Raw genomic sequence first — 17,827 nt, 5'->3', positions numbered from 1 at the left:
CAGAACCGTATGTGTGGAATCGTCGGTTACATCGGCAAGCGTGACGTGGCACCGCTGCTGCTGGAAGGCCTGCAGCGACTGGAGTACCGCGGATACGACTCCGCGGGCATCGTCGTCAACAGCCCGAAGGCCCCCGCCCTCAAGGCCGTCAAGGCCAAGGGACGGGTCCGGGAGCTGGAGTCCCGCGTCCCCAAGCGCTTCGCCGGCACCACCGGCATCGCCCACACCCGCTGGGCCACCCACGGCGCCCCGAGCGACATCAACTCGCACCCGCACCTGGACCCCGAGAACAAGGTCGCCGTCGTCCACAACGGCATCGTCGACAACGCCTCCGAGCTGCGCGCCAAGCTGGAGGCCGAGGGCGTGGTCTTCGCCTCCGAGACCGACACCGAGGTGATCACCCACCTGATCGCCCGCGCCCAGGCCGACACCCTTGAGGAGAAGGTCCGCGAGGCGCTCAAGGTCATCGAGGGCACCTACGGCATCGCCGTGATGCACGCCGACTTCGCCGACCGCATCGTGGTCGCCCGCAACGGCTCCCCGGTCATCCTCGGCATCGGCGAGAAGGAGATGCTCGTCGCCTCCGACGTCGCCGCGCTGATCGCCCACACCCGCCAGGTCGTCACCCTCAACGACGGCGAGATGGCCACCCTCAAGGCCGACGACTTCCGCACCTACACCACCAGCGGTACGACGACCACCGCCACGCCGGAGACCGTGGAGTGGGAGGCCGCCTCGTACGACATGGGCGGTCACGACACCTACATGCACAAGGAGATCTCCGAGCAGCCCGACGCGGTCGACCGCGTGCTGCGCGGCCGGATCGACGACCGCTTCAACACCGTCCACCTGGGCGGCCTGAACCTGGACCCGCGCGAGGCGCGCGGCATCCGCCGGGTCAAGATCCTGGGCTGCGGCACCTCGTACCACGCGGGCCTCATCGGCGCCGGCCTCATCGAGGGCATGGCCCGGATCCCCGCGGACGCCGAGCCGGCCTCCGAGTTCCGCTACCGCAACCCGGTCGTGGACCCCGACACCCTGTACATCGCGGTCTCCCAGTCCGGTGAGACGTACGACGTGCTCGCGGCCGTCCAGGAGCTCAAGCGCAAGGGCGCCCGCGTCCTCGGCGTCGTCAACGTGGTCGGCTCCGCGATCGCCCGCGAGGCCGACGGCGGCGTGTACGTGCACGCCGGCCCCGAGGTCTGCGTCGTCTCCACCAAGTGCTTCACCAACACGGTCGTGGCGTTCGCGCTGCTCGCCGTGCACCTGGGCCGGATCCGGGACCTGTCGGTCACCGACGGCAAGCGGATCATCGAGGGCCTGCGCAAGCTGCCCGCGCAGATCCAGGAGATCCTCGACGGCGAAGAGGACATCAAGAAGCTGGCCGCCGAGTTCGCCGAGGCCAAGTCGATGATGTTCATCGGCCGGGTGCGCGGCTACCCGGTGGCCCTGGAGGCCTCCCTGAAGCTCAAGGAGATCTCCTACATCCACGCCGAGGCCTACCCGGCCTCCGAGCTCAAGCACGGTCCGCTGGCGCTGATCGAGCCCTCGCTGCCGACGGTCGCGATCGTCCCGGACGACGACCTGCTGGAGAAGAACCGCGCGGCGCTGGAGGAGATCAAGGCCCGCAGCGGCCGGATCCTCGCGGTCGCCCACCGCGAGCAGGAGAAGGCGGACCACACCATCGTGGTCCCGAAGAACGAGGACGAGCTGGACCCGATCCTGATGGGCATCCCGCTCCAGCTGCTGGCGTACCACACGGCGCTGGCCATGGGCCGGGACATCGACAAGCCGCGCAACCTGGCGAAGTCGGTCACGGTCGAGTAGCCGACCCGCCCCACCACGTGACGAACCCCCGTGCGCACCGCGCACGGGGGTTCTCCATGTGAGGCCTCGACGTGATGCCTCAGCCCGCGGCGACCGCGCCGCGCCGCGCCCGGCCGAGGGCCATCGGCCAGTGCGCCAGGGCCGCGGTGGCCCCGTACCAGGCCAGCAGGCCGGACACGGCGGCGACCCAGCCGCCGGCCTTGGCGAGCAGGCCGCTGTCCGCGAAGGCGCCTATCGCCAGCAGGAGCAGGGACAGGGTCAGCAGGGCGTAGACGCCCTGGCTGAACAGGCCGCTCGCGGCGGTGACCGTGAGGGTCAGTGCGAGCAGTGCGAAGAGGACAAGAAACGTTCCGGCGGCTTCGTCGGAGACCGAAGCTCCCGCGCCCTTGGCCCACGTGAACCAGAAGATGCCGAGGCCCGCGAACGCGGTGCCGTTGAACCCGTTGCCGCCGCGGTACTCCATGAGCCCGAGGAGGAAGAGGGCGACGCCGCCGACGTACATCGCGAGCGATACGGAACTGGCAGCGGTCACGCCGTCGATGACGCCGGTGTGGCCGATACCGAATGCGAGAAGGGTCAGACCCAGGGCGATGTTCCCGAGGGTCGAAGTCGAGGCCGTGCTTCCCGCAGAGACACCATTGTCCACGGCGGGCTCCCTTCGATCTGCAGTTGTTTGCTGCGTCCCAGCAGCATTTATCTACCCTTTACACGAGGGCACAACCGCACAATCGACTTAACAAGCGGTCACGGAATGACAACGACCGGTCGCTGTGCGCGCTTGGCCAGCCGGCCGGCCACCGAGCCGAAGATCCGGCCCACGATCCCGTGCGTCGACCCGACGACGATGGCGTCTGCCGAGTACTCCCGCCCGACCTCCTCCAGCTCGTGGCAGATGTCCCCGCCCCGCTCGACCAGGATCCACGGCACCTCGGACAGATAGTCCGCGCAGGCCAGTTCCAGCCCGAGCACCTCGGTGCGGTGGTCCGGCACGTCCACGAACACCGGAGGCTCGCAGCCGGCCCACACGGTGGTGGGCAGCCGGTTCGCGACATGGACGATGATCAGACCGGATCCGGAGCGGCGGGCCATACCGATCGCGTACGCGAGGGCGCGCTCACTGGACGTGGATCCGTCGAATCCCACAACGACCCCGTGCCGGAAGGCCGGATCGCAGTGCAGGCGTGTCTGTTCCACCGCGCGCAGATCGGCGGCCGACGCGGGGTCGGCGAGGCGTTTGCGCTTGCGGTCCGCGGGATCGGAGAATTCGTGACCGGCCATCGGTGTCTCGGCGAAGAGGTCCTTGAAGGAAGCAACAGGGGCGAATTTCGGCGACGCTGGGTAACGGAGCTCTGTCCGGGAAGCATCTTCCCAAGCCCATACCCACCAGGGTACGGCGACACTCCTGTCCTGCACAGGGCAGCACAGGGCTTGCCGCCCTAGGAGAGCGTCCCAGGGAGCATGCCGGAGTGAGCGCGCCTTGGCAATGTCCGCTGTCCCCTACAGCCAGTGACATTCCGGCCCGTTGCCACCCGCGCGCACAGTGACCGAGCCCGGCCCGGCGGCGTTGGACATGCGACCGACCGTCCAGGAAGAGCCCGCAGGGAGTACGCCGTGCCCGGCCATCCGGTTCACCCCGTCCAGCCAGCCCAGCCGACGCATTCCATCCACTACGCCGACACCATCGCGCAGTACCCCGCTTCCGCCCGCCCCGCTCTTCACCCGTCCGTGCGCCCCGCCGGGCGCCGTCACGACGACCCCGCGGGTGACGTCGTACGCTGGGCCGCCTTCAGCTGCCTGCTGGTCCCCGTGGTCCTCGTCGTCTACGGAACCTCCTTCGGCGGGGCGGCCGTCGCCACCCTCGGCCTGCTCGCCGTCACTACCGCGTGCCGGGTGCTGCTGCGCCAGTCGGAGCGGAGCTTGCGGGCCACGGCCCGGGTCCGGACGGAGGACCGCCTTCCGTCCGGCCACCGGGGCCGGCGCTCGCGCGGCGGGTCCGGGACTCACCGGGCGTGCGGGCGTTCCGAGCCCAAGTCCCCGCACGACTGACTCATTCGCACACCCACACCCGCACGTTTTCAGCCAACTTCCCGACAGGGTGCCCCCCTTGCCGGAATGTCCCCCCAACCCCCCTACCACCAGCGACGACAGGCGCCAGGGGGTGTCTCGACCCTACGGGTACTGGCCACGGCCGGACGGAACGCACCTCCGGCAGGTAGCGGAGCGGAACGCTTCCTGATCGAATGCTTTTCGCCAAGTTGAGAAGTCGACATAGCGCTGCGTGCTGAACTTGTCACGCCGACACCACGGGACGCAGTAGATTCGATCATGTATTTACGGCGGGGGATCCACGTGCAAGGCCGAGGGGAAACGTGCAGGTGCGACCAGACCAAGGAGTCGCGACACCCAAGGGGGGCTTAGCGCCATGAGCCAGGATTCCACCGCCGTCGTCACAGACGCCGGCCGGAAGCTCGCGGGGCGTCGCCGCAGGGAGATCGTCGCGGTGCTGCTCTTCAGCGGCGGACCGATCTTCGAGAGCTCCATTCCACTTTCCGTGTTCGGCATTGACCGGCAGGACGCGGGAGTTCCACGCTACCGATTGCTCGTGTGCGCCGGTGAGGACGGTCCGCTCAGGACCACCGGCGGACTCGAACTGACCGCGCCGTACGGGTTGGAGGCGATCGCCCGGGCAGGCACGGTCGTCGTGCCCGCGTGGCGTTCCATCACTTCACCACCGCCCCCCGAGGCGCTCGACGCACTGCGTCTGGCGCACGAGGAGGGAGCCCGGATCGTCGGACTGTGCACGGGAGCCTTCGTGCTCGCCGCCGCCGGTCTGCTGGACGGCCGGCCCGCGACGACGCACTGGATGTACGCGCCGACGCTGGCCAAGCGGTACCCGTCCGTCCATGTCGATCCGCGCGAACTGTTCGTCGACGACGGCGACGTGCTCACGTCCGCGGGCACGGCGGCCGGAATCGATCTGTGCCTGCACATCGTGCGCACGGACCACGGCAGTGAGGCGGCCGGGGCTCTGGCCCGCCGGCTCGTCGTACCGCCGCGCCGTTCGGGCGGCCAGGAGCGCTACCTCGACCGGTCGCTGCCGGAGGAGATCGGCGCCGACCCGCTGGCCGAGGTCGTCGCCTGGGCGCTGGAACACCTCCACGAGCAGTTCGACGTGGAGACCCTGGCGGCCCGTGCCTACATGAGCAGGCGCACCTTCGACCGCCGGTTCCGCTCGCTGACCGGCAGCGCGCCGCTCCAGTGGCTGATCACCCAGCGGGTGCTCCAGGCACAGCGGCTGCTGGAGACCTCCGACTACTCGGTCGACGAGGTCGCCGGACGCTGCGGGTTCCGGTCGCCGGTCGCCCTGCGCGGGCACTTCCGGCGGCAGCTGGGGTCCTCCCCGGCCGCCTACCGCTCCGCCTACCGGGCACGGCGGCCGCAGGCCGACGTGGCCCAGGTGTCCCAGCTCACGGAGAGCCCGGTCCCGCACCAGCGCACTCCGCAGCCCCAGCGGGCGGCGGCGGCCCTGGCCGCCACGGGCCCGACGGTGACCGAGCTGTACGCCCCGGGCCGGGTCCTGCGGGAACACGCGTAACCCTCACAACGGGTACGGCAAGAGAAGGTCCTCCATCGGTCACCGCCGGTGGGGGACCTTCCGCATGTGCGGACGGCGATGATGCGATCAGCGCCCCGGATCCCGGGGACCGCATAAGGTGGGACACATGAACGATCGCATGGTGTGGATCGACTGCGAGATGACCGGGCTCTCGTTGACGGACGACGCACTTATCGAGGTGGCCGCACTGGTCACCGACTCGGAGCTCAACGTGCTCGGCGAAGGCGTGGACATCGTGATCCGCCCGCCGGACACCGCCCTGGAGACCATGCCCGACGTGGTGCGCGAGATGCACACGGCCTCCGGACTGCTCGACGAGCTGGCCGCCGGGACCACCCTCGCCGACGCCGAGGCCCAGGTCCTCGCGTACGTCCGGGAACACGTCAAGGAACCCCGCAAGGCCCCGCTGTGCGGGAACTCGGTCGGCACCGACCGCGGCTTCCTGCTGCGCGACATGGCCGCGCTGGAGAGCTACATGCACTACCGGATCGTGGACGTGTCCTCGGTCAAGGAGCTGGCGCGCCGCTGGTACCCGCGGGCGTACTTCAACAGCCCCCCGAAGAACGGCAACCACCGGGCGCTGGCGGACATCAAGGAGTCCATCGCCGAGCTGCGCTACTACCGGGAGGCGGTCTTCGTCCCGCAGCCCGGACCCGACTCGGACACGGCGCGGGCCATCGCCGCCAAGTACGTCCTGCCTGCCGGATAGCCACCCCGGAGCGAGGGCGGCGAGAAGGGGGGAGCGAGCACCCTCCCGGACCCTGTACCCTTTTCTTCGGCCGGTCGGTTCTCCGACCGGACATGGTGGGTGTAGCTCAGTTGGTAGAGCACCTGGTTGTGGTCCAGGTGGCCGCGGGTTCAAGTCCCGTCACTCACCCTGCGAGAGGGCCCCGGTCCGCGAAAGCGGACCGGGGCCCTCTGCGTTTACGCCGGCAGCCCGCCCTCGCCCTCAGGACGATTCCCGGACCACCAGCCGGTTCGGCAGCACGACGGCCGGCGCCCCGCCCCCCGGCTCCCCCGAGATCCGCTCCAGCAGCACCCGCGCCATGGTCCGGCCCATCTCCTCGATCGGCTGCCGGACGCTGGTCAGCGGCGGGTCCATGTGCCGGGCCACCACGGAGTCGTCGAAGCCGACCAGCGCCACGTCCTGCGGGATCCGGCGCCCGGCCGCGCGCAGCTCCCACCGGGCGCCCGCCGCCATCACGTCCGAGGCCGCGAAGACCGCGTCGAGCGCGGGGCGGCGCTCCAGCAGCTCCCGCATGGCGCGGCGGCCGCCGTCCTCGGTGAAGTCACCGACGGCGATCAGCAGCTCGTCCTCGGGGTGCCCGGCGGCCGCCAGGGCCTGGCGGTAGCCGTCGAGTCGGCACTGGGCCCCGTACACGTCCAGCGGTCCGGTGATCGTGGCGATCGCACGGCGGCCCCGGTCGAGGAGGTGGCGTACGGCCTCGGCGGCGCCCGCCAGGTTGTCGGAGTCCACGGAGGGCAGGGTCTCGGCGGCGGAGCGCCGACCGCTGATCACCGTCGGGATGCCGAGCTCCGCCAGCAGGTCGGGCAGCGGGTCCCCGGCGTGGACGGAGACGAGGAGCACCCCGTCCACGCGGTCCCCGGACAGGTACTGGGCGAGGCGGCGGCGCTCGCGGTCGCTGCCGGCCAGGGTGAGGACCAGCTGGACGTCGGTCTCGGCGAGGGCGGCGCCGACCCCGCGGACCACGTCCGAGAAGTACGGCTCGGCGAAGAAGCGGGCCTCCGGCTCGGGGATCACCAGCGCGACGGCGTCGGTGCGGTTGGCCGCGAGGGCGCGCGCGGCGCGGTTGGGCACGTACCCCAGCTCCGCGACGGCCGCCTCGACCGCGGCCCTGGTGTGCTCACTGACCTTGGAGGAACCGTTGATCACCCGGGAGACCGTGCCGCGCCCGACTCCGGCGCGCGCCGCGACCTCCTCCAGGGTCGGCCGTCCCCCGCTTCGCCCGTGCCCGTTCATGGCTTCCTCCCAGTTGTGAAATCTACCTCTTGACGACCGTGGGAGCGCTCCCACACTGTGGCACACGACACCCGGCACGTTCCGTCCTTCAGGGAGGACCCAGATGCGAGCCCGAAGAAATCTTGTCACCACGGCCGGTCTGCTCGGCGCGGCGGCCGTCCTGCTCGCCGCATGCGCGCAGGACCCGGCCGAGGCCCCCGGGAAGGGCGCACCGGCCGGCGGCAAGGCACAGACCACCCTCACCGTCGGGGTCTTCGGGGCCTTCGGCCTCCAGGAGGCCGGTCTCTACGACGAGTACATGGCGCAGAATCCCGGGATCCGGATCGAGCAGACCTCGATCGAGCGCAACGAGAACTACTACCCCCAGCTCCTCACCCACCTGGGCACCGGCAGCGGGCTCGCCGACATCCAGGCCGTCGAGGTCAACAACATCGCCGAGATCACCTCCACGCAGGCCGACAAGCTGGTGGACCTGGGCAAGGCGCCGGGGGTGGACAAGGCCTCGTACCTGCCGTGGAAGTGGGCTCAGGGCACGACGAGCGCGGCGAAGGGCGGGGCCACGGTCGGCCTCGGCACCGACATCGGGCCGCAGGGGATCTGTTACCGCAAGGACCTCTTCGAGGCGGCGGGCCTGCCCGGCGACCGGGCGGCGGTCGGGGCGCTGTGGGCGGGCGACTGGAACAAGTACCTGGAGGCGGGCAAGGCGTACAAGGCGAAGGCGGGCGAGGGCAAAGCCTTCGTCGACTCCTCCTCGGGCGTGATGGCAGCGGTGACCGGGAGCAGCGCCCAGCGGTTCTACGACGAGCAGGGCAAGGTCGTCTACAAGACCAACCCGGCCGTGCGCGGGGCCTTCGACCTGGCGGCCTCCTTCGCCACCGAGGGGCTGAGCGCCAAGCTCCAGCAGTTCACCCCGGCCTGGGACCAGGGCTTCGCCAACGGCTCCTTCGCGACCGTCTCCTGCCCGGCCTGGATGCTCGGCTACATTCAGGACAAGGCGGGCCCGGCGGGCAAGGACAAGTGGGACGTGGCGCAGGCGCCGAAGCCGAGCAACTGGGGCGGCTCGTTCCTGGTGGTGCCGAAGGCGGGCAAGCACGCCGAGGAGGCGGCGAAGCTGGCAGCCTGGCTGACGGCTCCGGCGCAGCAGGCGAAGCTCTTCGAGAAGCGGGGCAGTTTCCCGAGCGCGAGCGCCGCGTACAAGCTGCGAGAGGTTTCGGGCGCGCAGCACGCCTACTTCGGCGGCGCCCCGATCGGCGAGATCTTCGCGAAGGCGGCCGAAGGGGTGCCGGTGACGGTGGTCGGCCCGAAGGACCTGGTGATCGCGCAGAACCTGGCGGACATCGGGATGCTCCAGGTCGACCAGAAGGGGCGCAGCCCGCAGGAGGGCTGGGAGGCCGCCGTGAAGGCGATCGACAACGCCCTGGACCAGTGAGGCGCCCGTGACGGACGAGACGGCTGTCCTGTCCCCCTCGTCCTCCCGCTCCGCGCGGGGGGACGAGGGGGGCGGCCGGGGCCAGGTGTGGCGCTCGCGCCGCTACCGCTGGGACCTGCGCTGGAGCCCGTACGCCTTCGTGGCGCCCTTCTTCCTCTTCTTCGCCGCGTTCGGGCTGTTCCCGCTGCTGTACACGGGCTGGGCGGCGCTGCACCAGGTGGAGCTGACCGATCCGGACTCCATGACGTGGGTGGGGCTGCGCAACTTCACCCGGCTGTGGGACGACGAGTTCTTCTGGAACGCGCTGCGCAACACCGTCACGATCGGACTGCTGTCGACGGTCCCGCAGCTGGCGATCGCCCTCGGACTGGCACACCTGCTCAACTACAAGCTGCGCGGCTCGGCCTTCTTCCGGGTGGCGGTGCTCACCCCGTACGCGACCTCGGTGGCCGCGGCCACGCTGGTGTTCGTGCTGCTCTTCGGCCGGGACTACGGGATGGTCAACTGGGCACTGTCGGCGGTGGGTTTCGAGGCGGTGGACTGGCAGAACGGCACCTTCGCCTCCCAGCTGGCGGTCTCCACCATCGTGATCTGGCGGTGGACCGGATACAACGCGCTGATCTACCTGGCGGCCATGCAGGCCGTACCGGGTGAGCTGTACGAGTCCGCGGCGCTGGACGGAGCCTCGCGCCTGCAGCAGTTCATCCACGTGACCGTGCCCTCGCTGCGGCCGACGATCTTCTTCACCTGTGTCGTGTCGACGATCGGGGCGACCCAGCTGTTCGGCGAACCGCTGCTGTTCAACGGCGGGGCGGCCGCCACGGGCGGCTCGGATCACCAGTTCCAGACGCTCGGGCTGTACCTGTACGAGCAGGGCTGGGTGAACCTGCACCTGGGGCGTGCCTCGGCGATCGCGTGGGCGATGTTCCTGATCCTGCTGGTCATCGCGGGCGCGGCGCGGCTGCTGCGCGGACGGGAGGCTTCCCGATGAGGTCCTTGCGCGCGGGCAGGCTCACGTACGCGGTCCTCGTCCTGTTCACCGTCGGCTCGCTCTTCCCCCTGGTGTGGACGGCGATCGCGGCCTCCCGCAGCAACACGAGGCTGGCGCAGACCCCGCCGCCGTTCTGGTTCGGGGGGAACCTGGGCCAGAACCTCCGGGTCGCGTGGACCGACGCGAACATGGGCGCGGCCCTGCTGAACACGGTGATCGTGGCGAGCACGGTGGCGGCGGGGACGGTCGTCTTCTCCACCCTGGCGGGCTTCGCCTTCGCCAAACTCCGCTTCCGGGGCCGCCGGCTGCTGATGTCCCTGGTGGTGGGGACGATGCTGATCCCGCCGCAGCTGAGCGTGGTCCCGCTGTACATGCTCATCGCCCAGCTGTCGTGGACGGACCGGCTCCAGGCCGTGATCCTGCCGACCCTGGTCTCCGCCTTCGGGGTCTTCTTCATGCGGCAGTACCTGGCCCAGGCGCTGCCGTCGGAGCTGGTGGAGGCGGCGCGCACGGACGGCGCGAGCTCGCTGCGGATCGTGTGGCACGTGGTGTTCCCGGCGGCCCGCCCGGCGATGGCGGTGCTGGCGATGCTGACCTTCGTCATGGCCTGGAACGACTTCTTCTGGCCGATCGTCGCGCTGACCCAGAACGGCAGCCCGACGGTGCAGGTGGCCCTGACCGGGCTGGGCCGGGGCTACGTCCCCGACCAGTCGGTGATCATGGCGGGTGCGCTGCTGGGCACGCTCCCGCTGCTGCTGGTGTTCCTCGTCTTCGGCCGCCAGATCGTCGGCGGCATCATGCAGGGAGCGGTCAAAGGTTGACTTCCTCTCTTCCCTATCGGGAGGAGGTTCCCGCCCTCGCGGGTGGGGCTTCCTGCTTCACCGCGCGCCGCCCCGACAGGGAGGGAGGACTCCCGTTGAGGTCTTACAGCCGCTCCGCAGGCAGTGGCCGCCAGCCCGGCGGCCAAGAGATTCACCGCTGCGTTGACATCCCGCCCAGGCCTCGGCGCGGGCAGCAAGGCCAAGGTTGAAGACCTTCCGCACACACCGAACGTCCGCGAAAGCGCATCTGCCTAAGAGCGGTCACGATCCGAACGCAAGCTCAGGCCATCGGATCGCCCGGTGACACCGTCCATCACGCATCGCCCGCGCAAAGGAACGCTTTCCCCTTTTCCCCGGCTGAAGCCGGGTTTCCCACGAGGAGATTGAGATGACGGATATGCAGTTCCCCGACGGGTTCCTGTGGGGTACGGCCACGGCGGCCTTCCAGATCGAGGGTGGTGCCGGACTGCGGGGGCCGTCCATCTGGGACACCTTCTGCCGTACGCCCGGCAAGGTGTACGGCGGTCACACGGGCGAAGTCGCCGTGGACCACCTCCGGCTGTGGCGCCAGGACGTCCGGCTGATGGCCGGCCTGGGGCTCGGGGCGTACCGGTTCTCGGTGTCCTGGCCGCGGGTGCTCTCCGGCGGGATCGGCTTCTACGACGCGCTCGTCGACGAGCTGCTCTCGTACGGGATCAAGCCGTGCGTGACCCTGTACCACTGGGACCTGCCGCAGGAGCTGGAGAGCGCGGGCGGGGGCTGGCCCGAACGGGAGACGGCGTACGCCTTCGCCGGGTACGCCGAGCAGGTCGCGAAGACGCTGGGCGACCGGGTGGAGCTGTGGACCACCCTCAACGAGCCCTGGTGCAGCGCGTTCCTCGGCTACGCCTCTGGTGTGCACGCCCCCGGCCGCACCTCCCCCGCCGACTCGCTGCGCGCCGCCCACCACCTCAACCTGGCGCACGGCCTGGCCGTCGCCGCCCTGCCCGCCTCGGCGCGGGTCGGGATCGCGCTCAACACGAGCGCGGTACGGCCGCTGACCGGCTCGGCGGCCGACCTGGACGCCCGGCGCCGGATCGACGCCCTGGCCAACCGGATCTTCACCGGCCCACTGCTGAACGGGGCGTACCCGCAGGACCTGCTCTCGGACACCGCCGCGCTGACGGACTGGTCCTTCGTCCGCGCCGGCGACGAGGCGCTGATCCACCAGCCGCTGGACTTCCTCGGCGTGAACTACTACACCCCGGCGGTGGTTTCGGCGGCCCCCGGCGGGAGCGGCCCGCGCGCCGACGGCCACGGGGCCGCGGAGCACTCGCCGTGGCCCGGCGCCGACGCGGTCGCCTTCCACCAGCCGCCGGGCGAGCGGACCGACATGGGCTGGTCGATCGACCCGACGGGCCTGTACGACCTGCTGATGCGCTTCACCGAGGAGGCCCCCGGCCTGCCGCTGCTGGTCACCGAGAACGGGGCCGCGTACGCCCCGGACCTGCACGACCCCGAGCGCATCGGCTACCTGGAGGCCCACCTGGCCGCCGTCCACCGCGCCCTGTCGGACGGCGCCCCGGTGCAGGGCTACTTCCTGTGGTCGCTGCTGGACAACTTCGAATGGGCCTACGGCTACAGCAAGCGCTTCGGCATCGTCCACGTGGACTACGAGACCCAGGCCCGCACCCCGCGCTCCAGCGCCCACTGGTACGCCCGGCTGGCCCGCGACGGCGTCCTCGGCGCCCGGTGACGTACCCGTCCGGGCGGTGAGGCACCGGGAGCCGGACGAGGGCCTGGTCCGGGACTTACGCGGAGGACCAGGACTAGGACTGCACCTCGGCCAGAGCCTTCGCCAGTTCCTGTGCGTTCATGACGGGACCGACCTCGATCTCGGCGTTGAACTCGTGGAACAGATCCCAGGTCAGCGCCGGCATCACCGTGCTGTCCTGGAGGTCGAAGACGATCCAGCAGGAGCGCACGCCCTCGTGCAGCCCGAAGTAGGCCGCCTCCGGCTTCACCTTGTCCATCAGCGTCTTGATTGCCTGGGGCAGGGCGCCGGTGGTGATGCCCTCGTTGGTGGCGGCCGTGTCCATGTGGGCGCGGAGCATGACTCTCATGCGTGGCTCCTTCCGTCAGGCCCACCCTCGGCGCGGGCCGGGGGCGCGGCAACATTTGCGCCCCCGTCCGTGCTCCCGTCGCAGTCCCGTCAGGCGCCCTGGACGTGGAAGTTGAAGTCGGTGTGGCCGAGGGTTCCCATCAGGCGGAGCCAGACCGGCAGGAGCATCTCGGTGCCGCGCGCCGTCTCGATGCCGCCGAGGTCGAGGATGCTCCCCTCCGGCCATCCGAAGGAGTGGAGCAGTTCGCGTACGGCCTTCTTCGCGTCCGCGTCGTCGCCGGAGACGAAGACGTGGTGCTCGCCCTCGACCCGGGCCGGGTCGACCATGATCCGGCAGTTCATCGTGTTCAGCGCCTTGACCACCCGCAGCCCCGGGAAGGTGCGCTGGATCAGTTCGCCGAGGCTGTCGGTGTTCACCGGGTCCAGGCTCGGCGGGAAGCCCTGCGAGAAGTCGAGGGGGTTCGCGATGTCGATCAGGACCTTGCCGTCGAGGTGCGCGGCGTCCGCCTCCGTCAGGGCGGCGATGCTGACCTGCCCGCCGGTGGCGTTGACCAGGGTGTCGCCGTCCCTCGCGGCCTCCGCGAAGGCGGCCAGCCGCACCCGCGGCTGCTCCGCCTGCCAGCCGGCGTACTCCTCGCGGGCCGCGGTGGCCGCGGGGTCCCGGGTCCCGATGACCACGTCGTGGCCGAGGTCGGCGAGCCGTGCGGCCACCGTCCGGCCGACGATCCCGGTGCCGAGGACTGCGTAGCGCATGCCTGATTCCTTCCGGTCAGCGGTGGCCGGCGCCGGTGGGCGCCGCCCGGTCCAGGATCCCCACGTCGTAGAAGAACCGGTAGCGGTTCGGGTCATCCGGCAGGAACCAGTGGAGGCCCTCCTCGAAGAACACGGCCACCAGGTTGACGGCGATGACCACGCCCAGGAAACCCAGTGCGAACATTCCGGCCGTCCGCAGCGGCCCCGGCCTGGTCGCCGGGACGGAGCGGTCCGTCGTCGAGTGGGCGAAGGCCAGGGCGAAGCCGATGGCGACCACCGAGGCCTGGAAGAGGATCCACGCCCACACGTACAGGTGCAGGCCGAGCACCTCGCTCCCGTACCCCTTGTCCTTCGGCAGGATGTGCAGCGTGGTCTGCCGCCAGGACGCGAAGGAGCCGGCGATCAGCGCGACCAGGGACAGGCCCCAGCCCATCATGTAGTCGCTGCCGGTCACCGCACCGTACGCCAGTGCCGTCCGGACGATGTACGCCGCGCCCATCGCCGCCAGCAGCATGAACATCCGCTGCACGATGCAGAGCGGGCAGGGGTGCTCCCACAGCCCGAACTGGTAGAAGAGGCCCCCGCAGACCACACCCGTCCAGCCGATGGCGAAGAAGCAGGCGAACCAGTACTGGGCCCGGCCGAGCAGGCTGCCCGTCGGCGTCTCCTCCGGGAGGAGGGTGTGCATCACGGCCACCGTCAGTAGCTCAGGGTCAGGGCGAGGCTGCTGGTGATGTGGTGCGCCATCAGCAGGATCACGGCGAGCAGCATGGTCAGCCACGCGCCCAGCATGACCGTCCGGGACGTCTCCCGGTACATGGCGATCAACGTGGCGAGGAGGCCGCCGAAGATGAGGGTGTCCATGCCGCGGACCGTATCGATGGACGGACATACCGCCCACGAGGCGCGCCCCCGGCCCTCCTGCGTTACTTCAGTTGCTGCGCCGCTTGCGCCGGCCGTGCCGGGTGCGCACGCCGCCCGTGCCGAGGGTCCGGCCGTCCAGGGCGATCCAGACCCGCACCTCGGTGCCCCCGAGGACCGAGCGTCCCAGCCGGACGTCGCCGCCGGTCGACTCCGCGACCCTGCGCACGATGTCCAGGCCGAGGCCGGTCGAGCCGTCCCGTCCGCCGTCGTTGCCGCGGCGCAGGGCGGCGTCCGGGTCGGCGATGCCGGGGCCCGCGTCCGAGACGAGCACGATGACCGCGTCCGAGGCGTCGTGGACGTCCACGGCGAACGGGGTGCCCTCGGGCGTGTGCCGGAAGACGTTGCCGAGCATGGCGTCGAGGGCGGCGGCGAGTTCGGGCCGCGCCACCGGGATCCGTACCGTACGGTCCACCCCCGCGAGCCGTACCTCGCGGCCCTCGTCCTCCGCGAGCGCCGACCAGAAGGCCATCCGGTCACGGATCACCTCGGAGGCGTCGCATCCGGCGCCGGCGCCGGCGCCCGTGGTGGCGGGGGCGCGCTGCTCCCGGGCCGTACGGATGATGGTGTCGACCTCGCGCTCCAGCTGCTCCACCGCTGCGCGGGTCTGCTCGGCGGCCGGACCGTCCCCGAGCGAGGCCGCGTTGAGCCGCAGCACCGTCAGCGGTGTCCGCAGCCGGTGCGACAGGTCGGCGGCCAGTTCCCGCTCGTTGGCGAGGAGTTCCACCACCTGGTCCGCCATCGCGTTGAACGCGACGGCCGCCGACCGGAGTTCCTTCGGGCCGCCCTCCGGAACGCGGGCCCCGAGCCGGCCCTCGCCCAGCTGGTGCGCGGCGTCGGCGAGCCGCTCGGCCGGCCGTACCAGCCGGGCCCCGAGGCGGTCGGCGACGGCCACCGAGCCCACGATCAGCGCCAGGGCGACGCCCGCGAGCACCAGCCAGGCGGTCGCGACGCCGTTGCTGACCTCGCTCTCCGGTACGAAGACCTCCACCACCGCGATGTCCCCGGAGCCCAGGGCGGTCGGCTGGAGCAGCGCCGAGCCCCCGCCCGACACCTTGGTCGTGGTGGCGCGCCCGATCCGCCGGGTCTCCGCGACGGCGCGCTCGCCCGCCCGGCCCGTGCCGATGTCCACGGGCCCGCTGTCGCCGATCGCGGGCACGTGGACGGCCATCCGCCGGGCCGCGCCCATCTGCGTGGACTCCACCGCCTTGCGCAGCTGCACCGCGTCGGTGGTGATGGACAGCGTCGGCCCGATGGTCGCGGCCTGCCGCTCGGCGTTGGAGAACGCCCGGTCGCTGGCCATCTCCTGGACGACGAGCCCGAGCGGCACGGCGAAGGCCACGACCACCATGGCCGTGACCGCGAGGCACACCTTGACCAGGGCCCATCTCATCGCGGCATCACCGGGGCGGCTCCAGCTTGACCCCGACACCCCGCAAGGTGTGCAGGTAGCGCGGGCGGGCGGCCGTCTCGCCGAGTTTGCGGCGCAGCCAGGACAGGTGGACGTCGATGGTCTGGTCGTCCCCGTACGACTGCTGCCAGACCTCGGCGAGCAGCTCGCGCCGGGCCACGACCACACCGGGCCGCCCGGCGAGGAAGGCCAGCAGGTCGAACTCCCGCCGGGTGAGGTCGAGTACCGCCCCGTCGAGCTCGGCCTGGCGGCGCAGCGGGTCGATGGCCAGCCCGCCGACGCGCAGGACCCGCGAGGGGGGCTCCGCGCCGGCGGCGGCGCGCGAGCGGCGCAGGACGGCGGCCATCCGGGCCGAGAGGTGCTCCACGGAGAAAGGTTTGGTCAGGTAGTCGTCGGCGCCGTCGTTCAGCAGCCTCACGATCTCCGCCTCGTCGTCGCGCGCCGTCGCGATGATCACGGGTACGTCGGTGATGCCGCGCAGCATCTTGAGCGCCTCCGACCCGTCGAGGTCGGGCAGTCCGAGGTCGAGGATGACCACGTCGAAACGGTGGTGGGCGACCTCGCGCAGAGCCTCCAGGGCGGTGCCGACGCTCCGCACGGTGTGCGAGGCATCGGTCAGGTGCCGGATGAGGGCGGAACGTACGAACTGGTCGTCCTCGACCACGAGCACACTTGCCATGGCCCGCACGGTAGCCCATACGGAGGACCCACCGGGGTGTCGGGACACTCTTGTGGCGGGTGGTGCAGTATGTCGCCTGATGCGAAGAGGACTTGTACACGCCATGGCTTGGACGCTGGCGACCGGGGCAGCGGTGACGCTGTCGTGGTGGGGCGTGCACACCGTCATGTCCGGCACGGCCTACGATCCCCCGCTCGCGGTGCCGCTGGCCGCGCAGCCGCTGTCCTCCTCGACCCACCGGGCCGGGCCGTCGCCTTCCTCCCCGGCGCCCGCGCCGAGCCCGTCGGAGTCGCAGTCGCAGAGCCCCTCGCCGTCCCCGTCGCCCTCCCCCGACCGGTCCTCGCCGAAGCCGCCGCCCGGCCCGAGCCCGTACCGGCAGCCGGACGCGGGCGCCTCGGGGAACGTGAAGGCCTATCCCGTCTCCGGCGGCCGGGCGGTCTTCGACCTGGGCGCCTCCTCGGCCGACCTGGTCTCGGCGACCCCGGCGGCCGGCTGGCGCATGCAGGTGTGGAAGCAGGACTTCTGGATCCGGGTCACCTTCACCCGGGACGGCCGTGAGGTGTCGGTCTTCTGCACCTGGCACGACCACCCGCCCGTGGTGGAGATCGTCGACCCCTAGGTCCTGTCGGCCGCCGGGACCGTGCCCACCAGCACGAACTCGTTGTACGGGAAGACCTTGCCCATCGGGCGGGGGAAGGGGAACGAGTAGGTGCGCCGCACCGCGACCCCGGCCCGGGCCGCGTGGCCGCGCAGCTCCTCGAAGCCGACCCAGCGGATGTGGGTGGCGTCGGAGCGGAAGCCGACCTCCTGCGGGGTTATCAGCACGACCGAGCCGCCGGGCTTCACCAGCGGAAGGTACTGGGCCAGCAGCTCGGAGGCGGTCTCCTCATCGACGTGCTCCAGCACGTGCGCGGCCAGCAGGCTGTCGAAGGAGCCGGGCCCGCAGTCCGGGGCGGCGGCCAGCTGGTCGGGGGTGTAGGCGGTCAGTCCGCGCTCGCGGCAGGTCTGCACGGAGTGCGGGTTGTGGTCGACCCCGACGCTGTCCGGACCGCAGTTGAGCAGGTTGCGGCCCAGGCCGCAGCCGATGTCGAGGACCCGGCCCAGCCGTAGCCTCTGCAGGTTCCACCGGTACGGCGCCTGGGTCGGCAGCAGCCGCTTGAGACCGGAGTGCTCCAGGCGGGCGAGCCGCTCGGTGTAATCCGACGTGGCGGTGCTGGGGGCGGGGGAACCGTGAGGTGCAGGGGAATCAGACATCGTCGGCCGTCTCCTGAGCGCGTCGTAGGAGGGGCGAGCCTCC

General features: G+C 71.2%; 19 protein-coding genes, 1 tRNA gene and 1 pseudogene. 10 read left to right on the top strand and 11 right to left on the bottom strand.

Features of this window, described 5'->3' with window-relative positions; translation table 11 throughout:
* Positions 1-9 precede the first annotated feature (9 nt).
* Entirely contained in the window at positions 10-1,827 is a 1,818-nt protein-coding gene (glmS, locus tag ACFYOB_RS17710) for a glutamine--fructose-6-phosphate transaminase (isomerizing) (RefSeq protein WP_388560768.1), read from the top strand.
* Positions 1,828-1,906: 79 nt separating this feature from the next.
* Here the strand turns inward: glmS and ACFYOB_RS17705 are convergent, their stop codons facing one another.
* Both ACFYOB_RS17705 and ACFYOB_RS17700 read right to left on the bottom strand, forming a co-directional pair.
* Complete coding sequence (locus ACFYOB_RS17705) at positions 1,907-2,473, bottom strand: acetate uptake transporter (RefSeq protein WP_388560767.1); 567 nt, start codon at positions 2,471-2,473, stop codon at positions 1,907-1,909.
* A gap of 98 nt (positions 2,474-2,571) precedes the next feature.
* On the bottom strand, positions 2,572-3,105 hold the full coding sequence (locus ACFYOB_RS17700) for a universal stress protein (RefSeq protein WP_328925837.1): 534 nt from the start codon (positions 3,103-3,105) through the stop codon (positions 2,572-2,574).
* 333 nt (positions 3,106-3,438) lie between these two features.
* On the opposite strand from ACFYOB_RS17700, the gene ACFYOB_RS17695 reads away from it, so the two are divergent.
* The 4 genes from ACFYOB_RS17695 to ACFYOB_RS17680 all read left to right on the top strand — a co-directional run bounded on the left by ACFYOB_RS17695 (position 3,439) and on the right by ACFYOB_RS17680 (position 6,320).
* The gene (locus ACFYOB_RS17695; protein ID WP_388560766.1) at positions 3,439-3,873 is read left to right on the top strand and encodes a hypothetical protein; all 435 of its coding nucleotides are present in this window, start codon (positions 3,439-3,441) and stop codon (positions 3,871-3,873) included.
* 376 nt (positions 3,874-4,249) lie between these two features.
* A complete protein-coding gene (locus tag ACFYOB_RS17690; protein ID WP_388560765.1) occupies positions 4,250-5,422 on the top strand; it encodes a helix-turn-helix domain-containing protein in 1,173 nt (390 codons plus the stop codon).
* Between the two features lie 127 nt (positions 5,423-5,549).
* Positions 5,550-6,152 (top strand): oligoribonuclease, encoded by a 603-nt coding sequence (gene orn / locus ACFYOB_RS17685; RefSeq protein ID WP_388560764.1) that lies wholly within the window; start codon positions 5,550-5,552, stop codon positions 6,150-6,152.
* Positions 6,153-6,247: 95 nt separating this feature from the next.
* A tRNA-His gene (locus ACFYOB_RS17680) sits at positions 6,248-6,320 on the top strand.
* A 72-nt stretch (positions 6,321-6,392) separates the two neighbouring features.
* Here ACFYOB_RS17680 and ACFYOB_RS17675 read toward each other — a convergent pair.
* A complete protein-coding gene (locus ACFYOB_RS17675) occupies positions 6,393-7,424 on the bottom strand; it encodes a LacI family DNA-binding transcriptional regulator (RefSeq protein ID WP_388560763.1) in 1,032 nt (343 codons plus the stop codon).
* Positions 7,425-7,527: 103 nt separating this feature from the next.
* Here ACFYOB_RS17675 and ACFYOB_RS17670 point away from each other — a divergent pair, with 103 nt between their 5' ends.
* The 3 genes from ACFYOB_RS17670 (at position 7,528) to ACFYOB_RS17660 (ending at position 10,665) form a co-directional block, all read left to right on the top strand.
* On the top strand, positions 7,528-8,853 hold the full coding sequence (locus ACFYOB_RS17670; RefSeq protein ID WP_388560762.1) for an ABC transporter substrate-binding protein: 1,326 nt from the start codon (positions 7,528-7,530) through the stop codon (positions 8,851-8,853).
* An 85-nt stretch (positions 8,854-8,938) separates the two neighbouring features.
* Positions 8,939-9,844 (top strand): carbohydrate ABC transporter permease, encoded by a 906-nt coding sequence (locus ACFYOB_RS17665; RefSeq protein WP_388560989.1) that lies wholly within the window; start codon positions 8,939-8,941, stop codon positions 9,842-9,844.
* Entirely contained in the window at positions 9,841-10,665 is an 825-nt protein-coding gene (locus tag ACFYOB_RS17660) for a carbohydrate ABC transporter permease (RefSeq protein ID WP_388560761.1), read from the top strand. Before ACFYOB_RS17665 ends, ACFYOB_RS17660 begins: the two co-directional genes overlap by 4 nt.
* Before the next feature lie 13 nt (positions 10,666-10,678).
* On the opposite strand, the pseudogene ACFYOB_RS17655 reads toward ACFYOB_RS17660, so the two are convergent.
* A pseudogene (locus tag ACFYOB_RS17655) lies at positions 10,679-10,838 on the bottom strand (RNA-guided endonuclease TnpB family protein); the annotation flags it as partial.
* Positions 10,839-11,053: 215 nt separating this feature from the next.
* Between ACFYOB_RS17655 and ACFYOB_RS17650 the strand changes: the two are divergent.
* Positions 11,054-12,400, top strand: coding sequence for a GH1 family beta-glucosidase (locus ACFYOB_RS17650; RefSeq protein WP_388560760.1), 1,347 nt, complete (start codon positions 11,054-11,056; stop codon positions 12,398-12,400).
* 73 nt (positions 12,401-12,473) lie between these two features.
* Here ACFYOB_RS17650 and ACFYOB_RS17645 read toward each other — a convergent pair whose 3' ends face one another.
* The 6 genes from ACFYOB_RS17645 to ACFYOB_RS17620 all read right to left on the bottom strand — a co-directional run bounded on the left by ACFYOB_RS17645 (position 12,474) and on the right by ACFYOB_RS17620 (position 16,530).
* Complete coding sequence (locus tag ACFYOB_RS17645) at positions 12,474-12,767, bottom strand: hypothetical protein (RefSeq protein ID WP_388560759.1); 294 nt, start codon at positions 12,765-12,767, stop codon at positions 12,474-12,476.
* Between the two features lie 89 nt (positions 12,768-12,856).
* Positions 12,857-13,519 (bottom strand): NADPH-dependent F420 reductase, encoded by a 663-nt coding sequence (locus tag ACFYOB_RS17640; protein ID WP_388560758.1) that lies wholly within the window; start codon positions 13,517-13,519, stop codon positions 12,857-12,859.
* A gap of 16 nt (positions 13,520-13,535) precedes the next feature.
* Complete coding sequence (locus ACFYOB_RS17635; protein WP_388560757.1) at positions 13,536-14,207, bottom strand: disulfide bond formation protein B; 672 nt, start codon at positions 14,205-14,207, stop codon at positions 13,536-13,538.
* A gap of 11 nt (positions 14,208-14,218) precedes the next feature.
* The gene (locus tag ACFYOB_RS17630) at positions 14,219-14,383 is read right to left on the bottom strand and encodes a DUF5993 family protein (RefSeq protein WP_388560756.1); all 165 of its coding nucleotides are present in this window, start codon (positions 14,381-14,383) and stop codon (positions 14,219-14,221) included.
* Positions 14,384-14,450: 67 nt separating this feature from the next.
* On the bottom strand, positions 14,451-15,833 hold the full coding sequence (locus tag ACFYOB_RS17625; protein ID WP_388560755.1) for a sensor histidine kinase: 1,383 nt from the start codon (positions 15,831-15,833) through the stop codon (positions 14,451-14,453).
* Positions 15,834-15,840: 7 nt separating this feature from the next.
* A complete protein-coding gene (locus tag ACFYOB_RS17620) occupies positions 15,841-16,530 on the bottom strand; it encodes a response regulator transcription factor (protein WP_388560754.1) in 690 nt (229 codons plus the stop codon).
* 79 nt (positions 16,531-16,609) lie between these two features.
* On the opposite strand from ACFYOB_RS17620, the gene ACFYOB_RS17615 reads away from it, so the two are divergent.
* Positions 16,610-17,149 carry a hypothetical protein gene (locus tag ACFYOB_RS17615; protein WP_388560753.1) on the top strand — a complete coding sequence of 180 codons (540 nt, stop codon included), beginning with the start codon at positions 16,610-16,612 and terminating at the stop codon, positions 17,147-17,149.
* Here the strand turns inward: ACFYOB_RS17615 and ACFYOB_RS17610 are convergent.
* Positions 17,146-17,784, bottom strand: coding sequence for a class I SAM-dependent methyltransferase (locus ACFYOB_RS17610; protein WP_388560752.1), 639 nt, complete (start codon positions 17,782-17,784; stop codon positions 17,146-17,148). The genes ACFYOB_RS17615 and ACFYOB_RS17610 overlap by 4 nt on opposite strands.
* Positions 17,785-17,827 lie beyond the last annotated feature (43 nt).

Origin of the sequence: Streptomyces sp. NPDC006463, assembly GCF_042870715.1 — a bacterium.
Classification (GTDB): domain Bacteria; phylum Actinomycetota; class Actinomycetes; order Streptomycetales; family Streptomycetaceae; genus Streptomyces.
The sequence above is the reverse complement of the archived record's forward strand: the minus strand, read 5'-3'. Positions and strand labels throughout refer to the sequence as shown.

Excerpts from the sequence above, each read along its gene's own strand:
- orn (WP_388560764.1), top strand. The coding sequence starts at position 5,550 with ATGAACGATCGCATGGTGTGGATCGACTGCGAGATGACCGGGCTCTCG.
- ACFYOB_RS17625 (WP_388560755.1), bottom strand. The coding sequence starts at position 15,833 with ATGAGATGGGCCCTGGTCAAGGTGTGCCTCGCGGTCACGGCCATGGTG.
- glmS (WP_388560768.1), top strand. The coding sequence starts at position 10 with ATGTGTGGAATCGTCGGTTACATCGGCAAGCGTGACGTGGCACCGCTG.
- ACFYOB_RS17640 (WP_388560758.1), bottom strand. The coding sequence starts at position 13,519 with ATGCGCTACGCAGTCCTCGGCACCGGGATCGTCGGCCGGACGGTGGCC.
- ACFYOB_RS17700 (WP_328925837.1), bottom strand. The coding sequence starts at position 3,105 with ATGGCCGGTCACGAATTCTCCGATCCCGCGGACCGCAAGCGCAAACGC.
- ACFYOB_RS17620 (WP_388560754.1), bottom strand. The coding sequence starts at position 16,530 with ATGGCAAGTGTGCTCGTGGTCGAGGACGACCAGTTCGTACGTTCCGCC.
- ACFYOB_RS17645 (WP_388560759.1), bottom strand. The coding sequence starts at position 12,767 with ATGAGAGTCATGCTCCGCGCCCACATGGACACGGCCGCCACCAACGAG.
- ACFYOB_RS17630 (WP_388560756.1), bottom strand. The coding sequence starts at position 14,383 with ATGGACACCCTCATCTTCGGCGGCCTCCTCGCCACGTTGATCGCCATG.
- ACFYOB_RS17615 (WP_388560753.1), top strand. The coding sequence starts at position 16,610 with ATGCGAAGAGGACTTGTACACGCCATGGCTTGGACGCTGGCGACCGGG.
- ACFYOB_RS17675 (WP_388560763.1), bottom strand. The coding sequence starts at position 7,424 with ATGAACGGGCACGGGCGAAGCGGGGGACGGCCGACCCTGGAGGAGGTC.
- ACFYOB_RS17635 (WP_388560757.1), bottom strand. The coding sequence starts at position 14,207 with ATGCACACCCTCCTCCCGGAGGAGACGCCGACGGGCAGCCTGCTCGGC.
- ACFYOB_RS17690 (WP_388560765.1), top strand. The coding sequence starts at position 4,250 with ATGAGCCAGGATTCCACCGCCGTCGTCACAGACGCCGGCCGGAAGCTC.
- ACFYOB_RS17650 (WP_388560760.1), top strand. The coding sequence starts at position 11,054 with ATGACGGATATGCAGTTCCCCGACGGGTTCCTGTGGGGTACGGCCACG.
- ACFYOB_RS17610 (WP_388560752.1), bottom strand. The coding sequence starts at position 17,784 with ATGTCTGATTCCCCTGCACCTCACGGTTCCCCCGCCCCCAGCACCGCC.
- ACFYOB_RS17670 (WP_388560762.1), top strand. The coding sequence starts at position 7,528 with ATGCGAGCCCGAAGAAATCTTGTCACCACGGCCGGTCTGCTCGGCGCG.
- ACFYOB_RS17660 (WP_388560761.1), top strand. The coding sequence starts at position 9,841 with ATGAGGTCCTTGCGCGCGGGCAGGCTCACGTACGCGGTCCTCGTCCTG.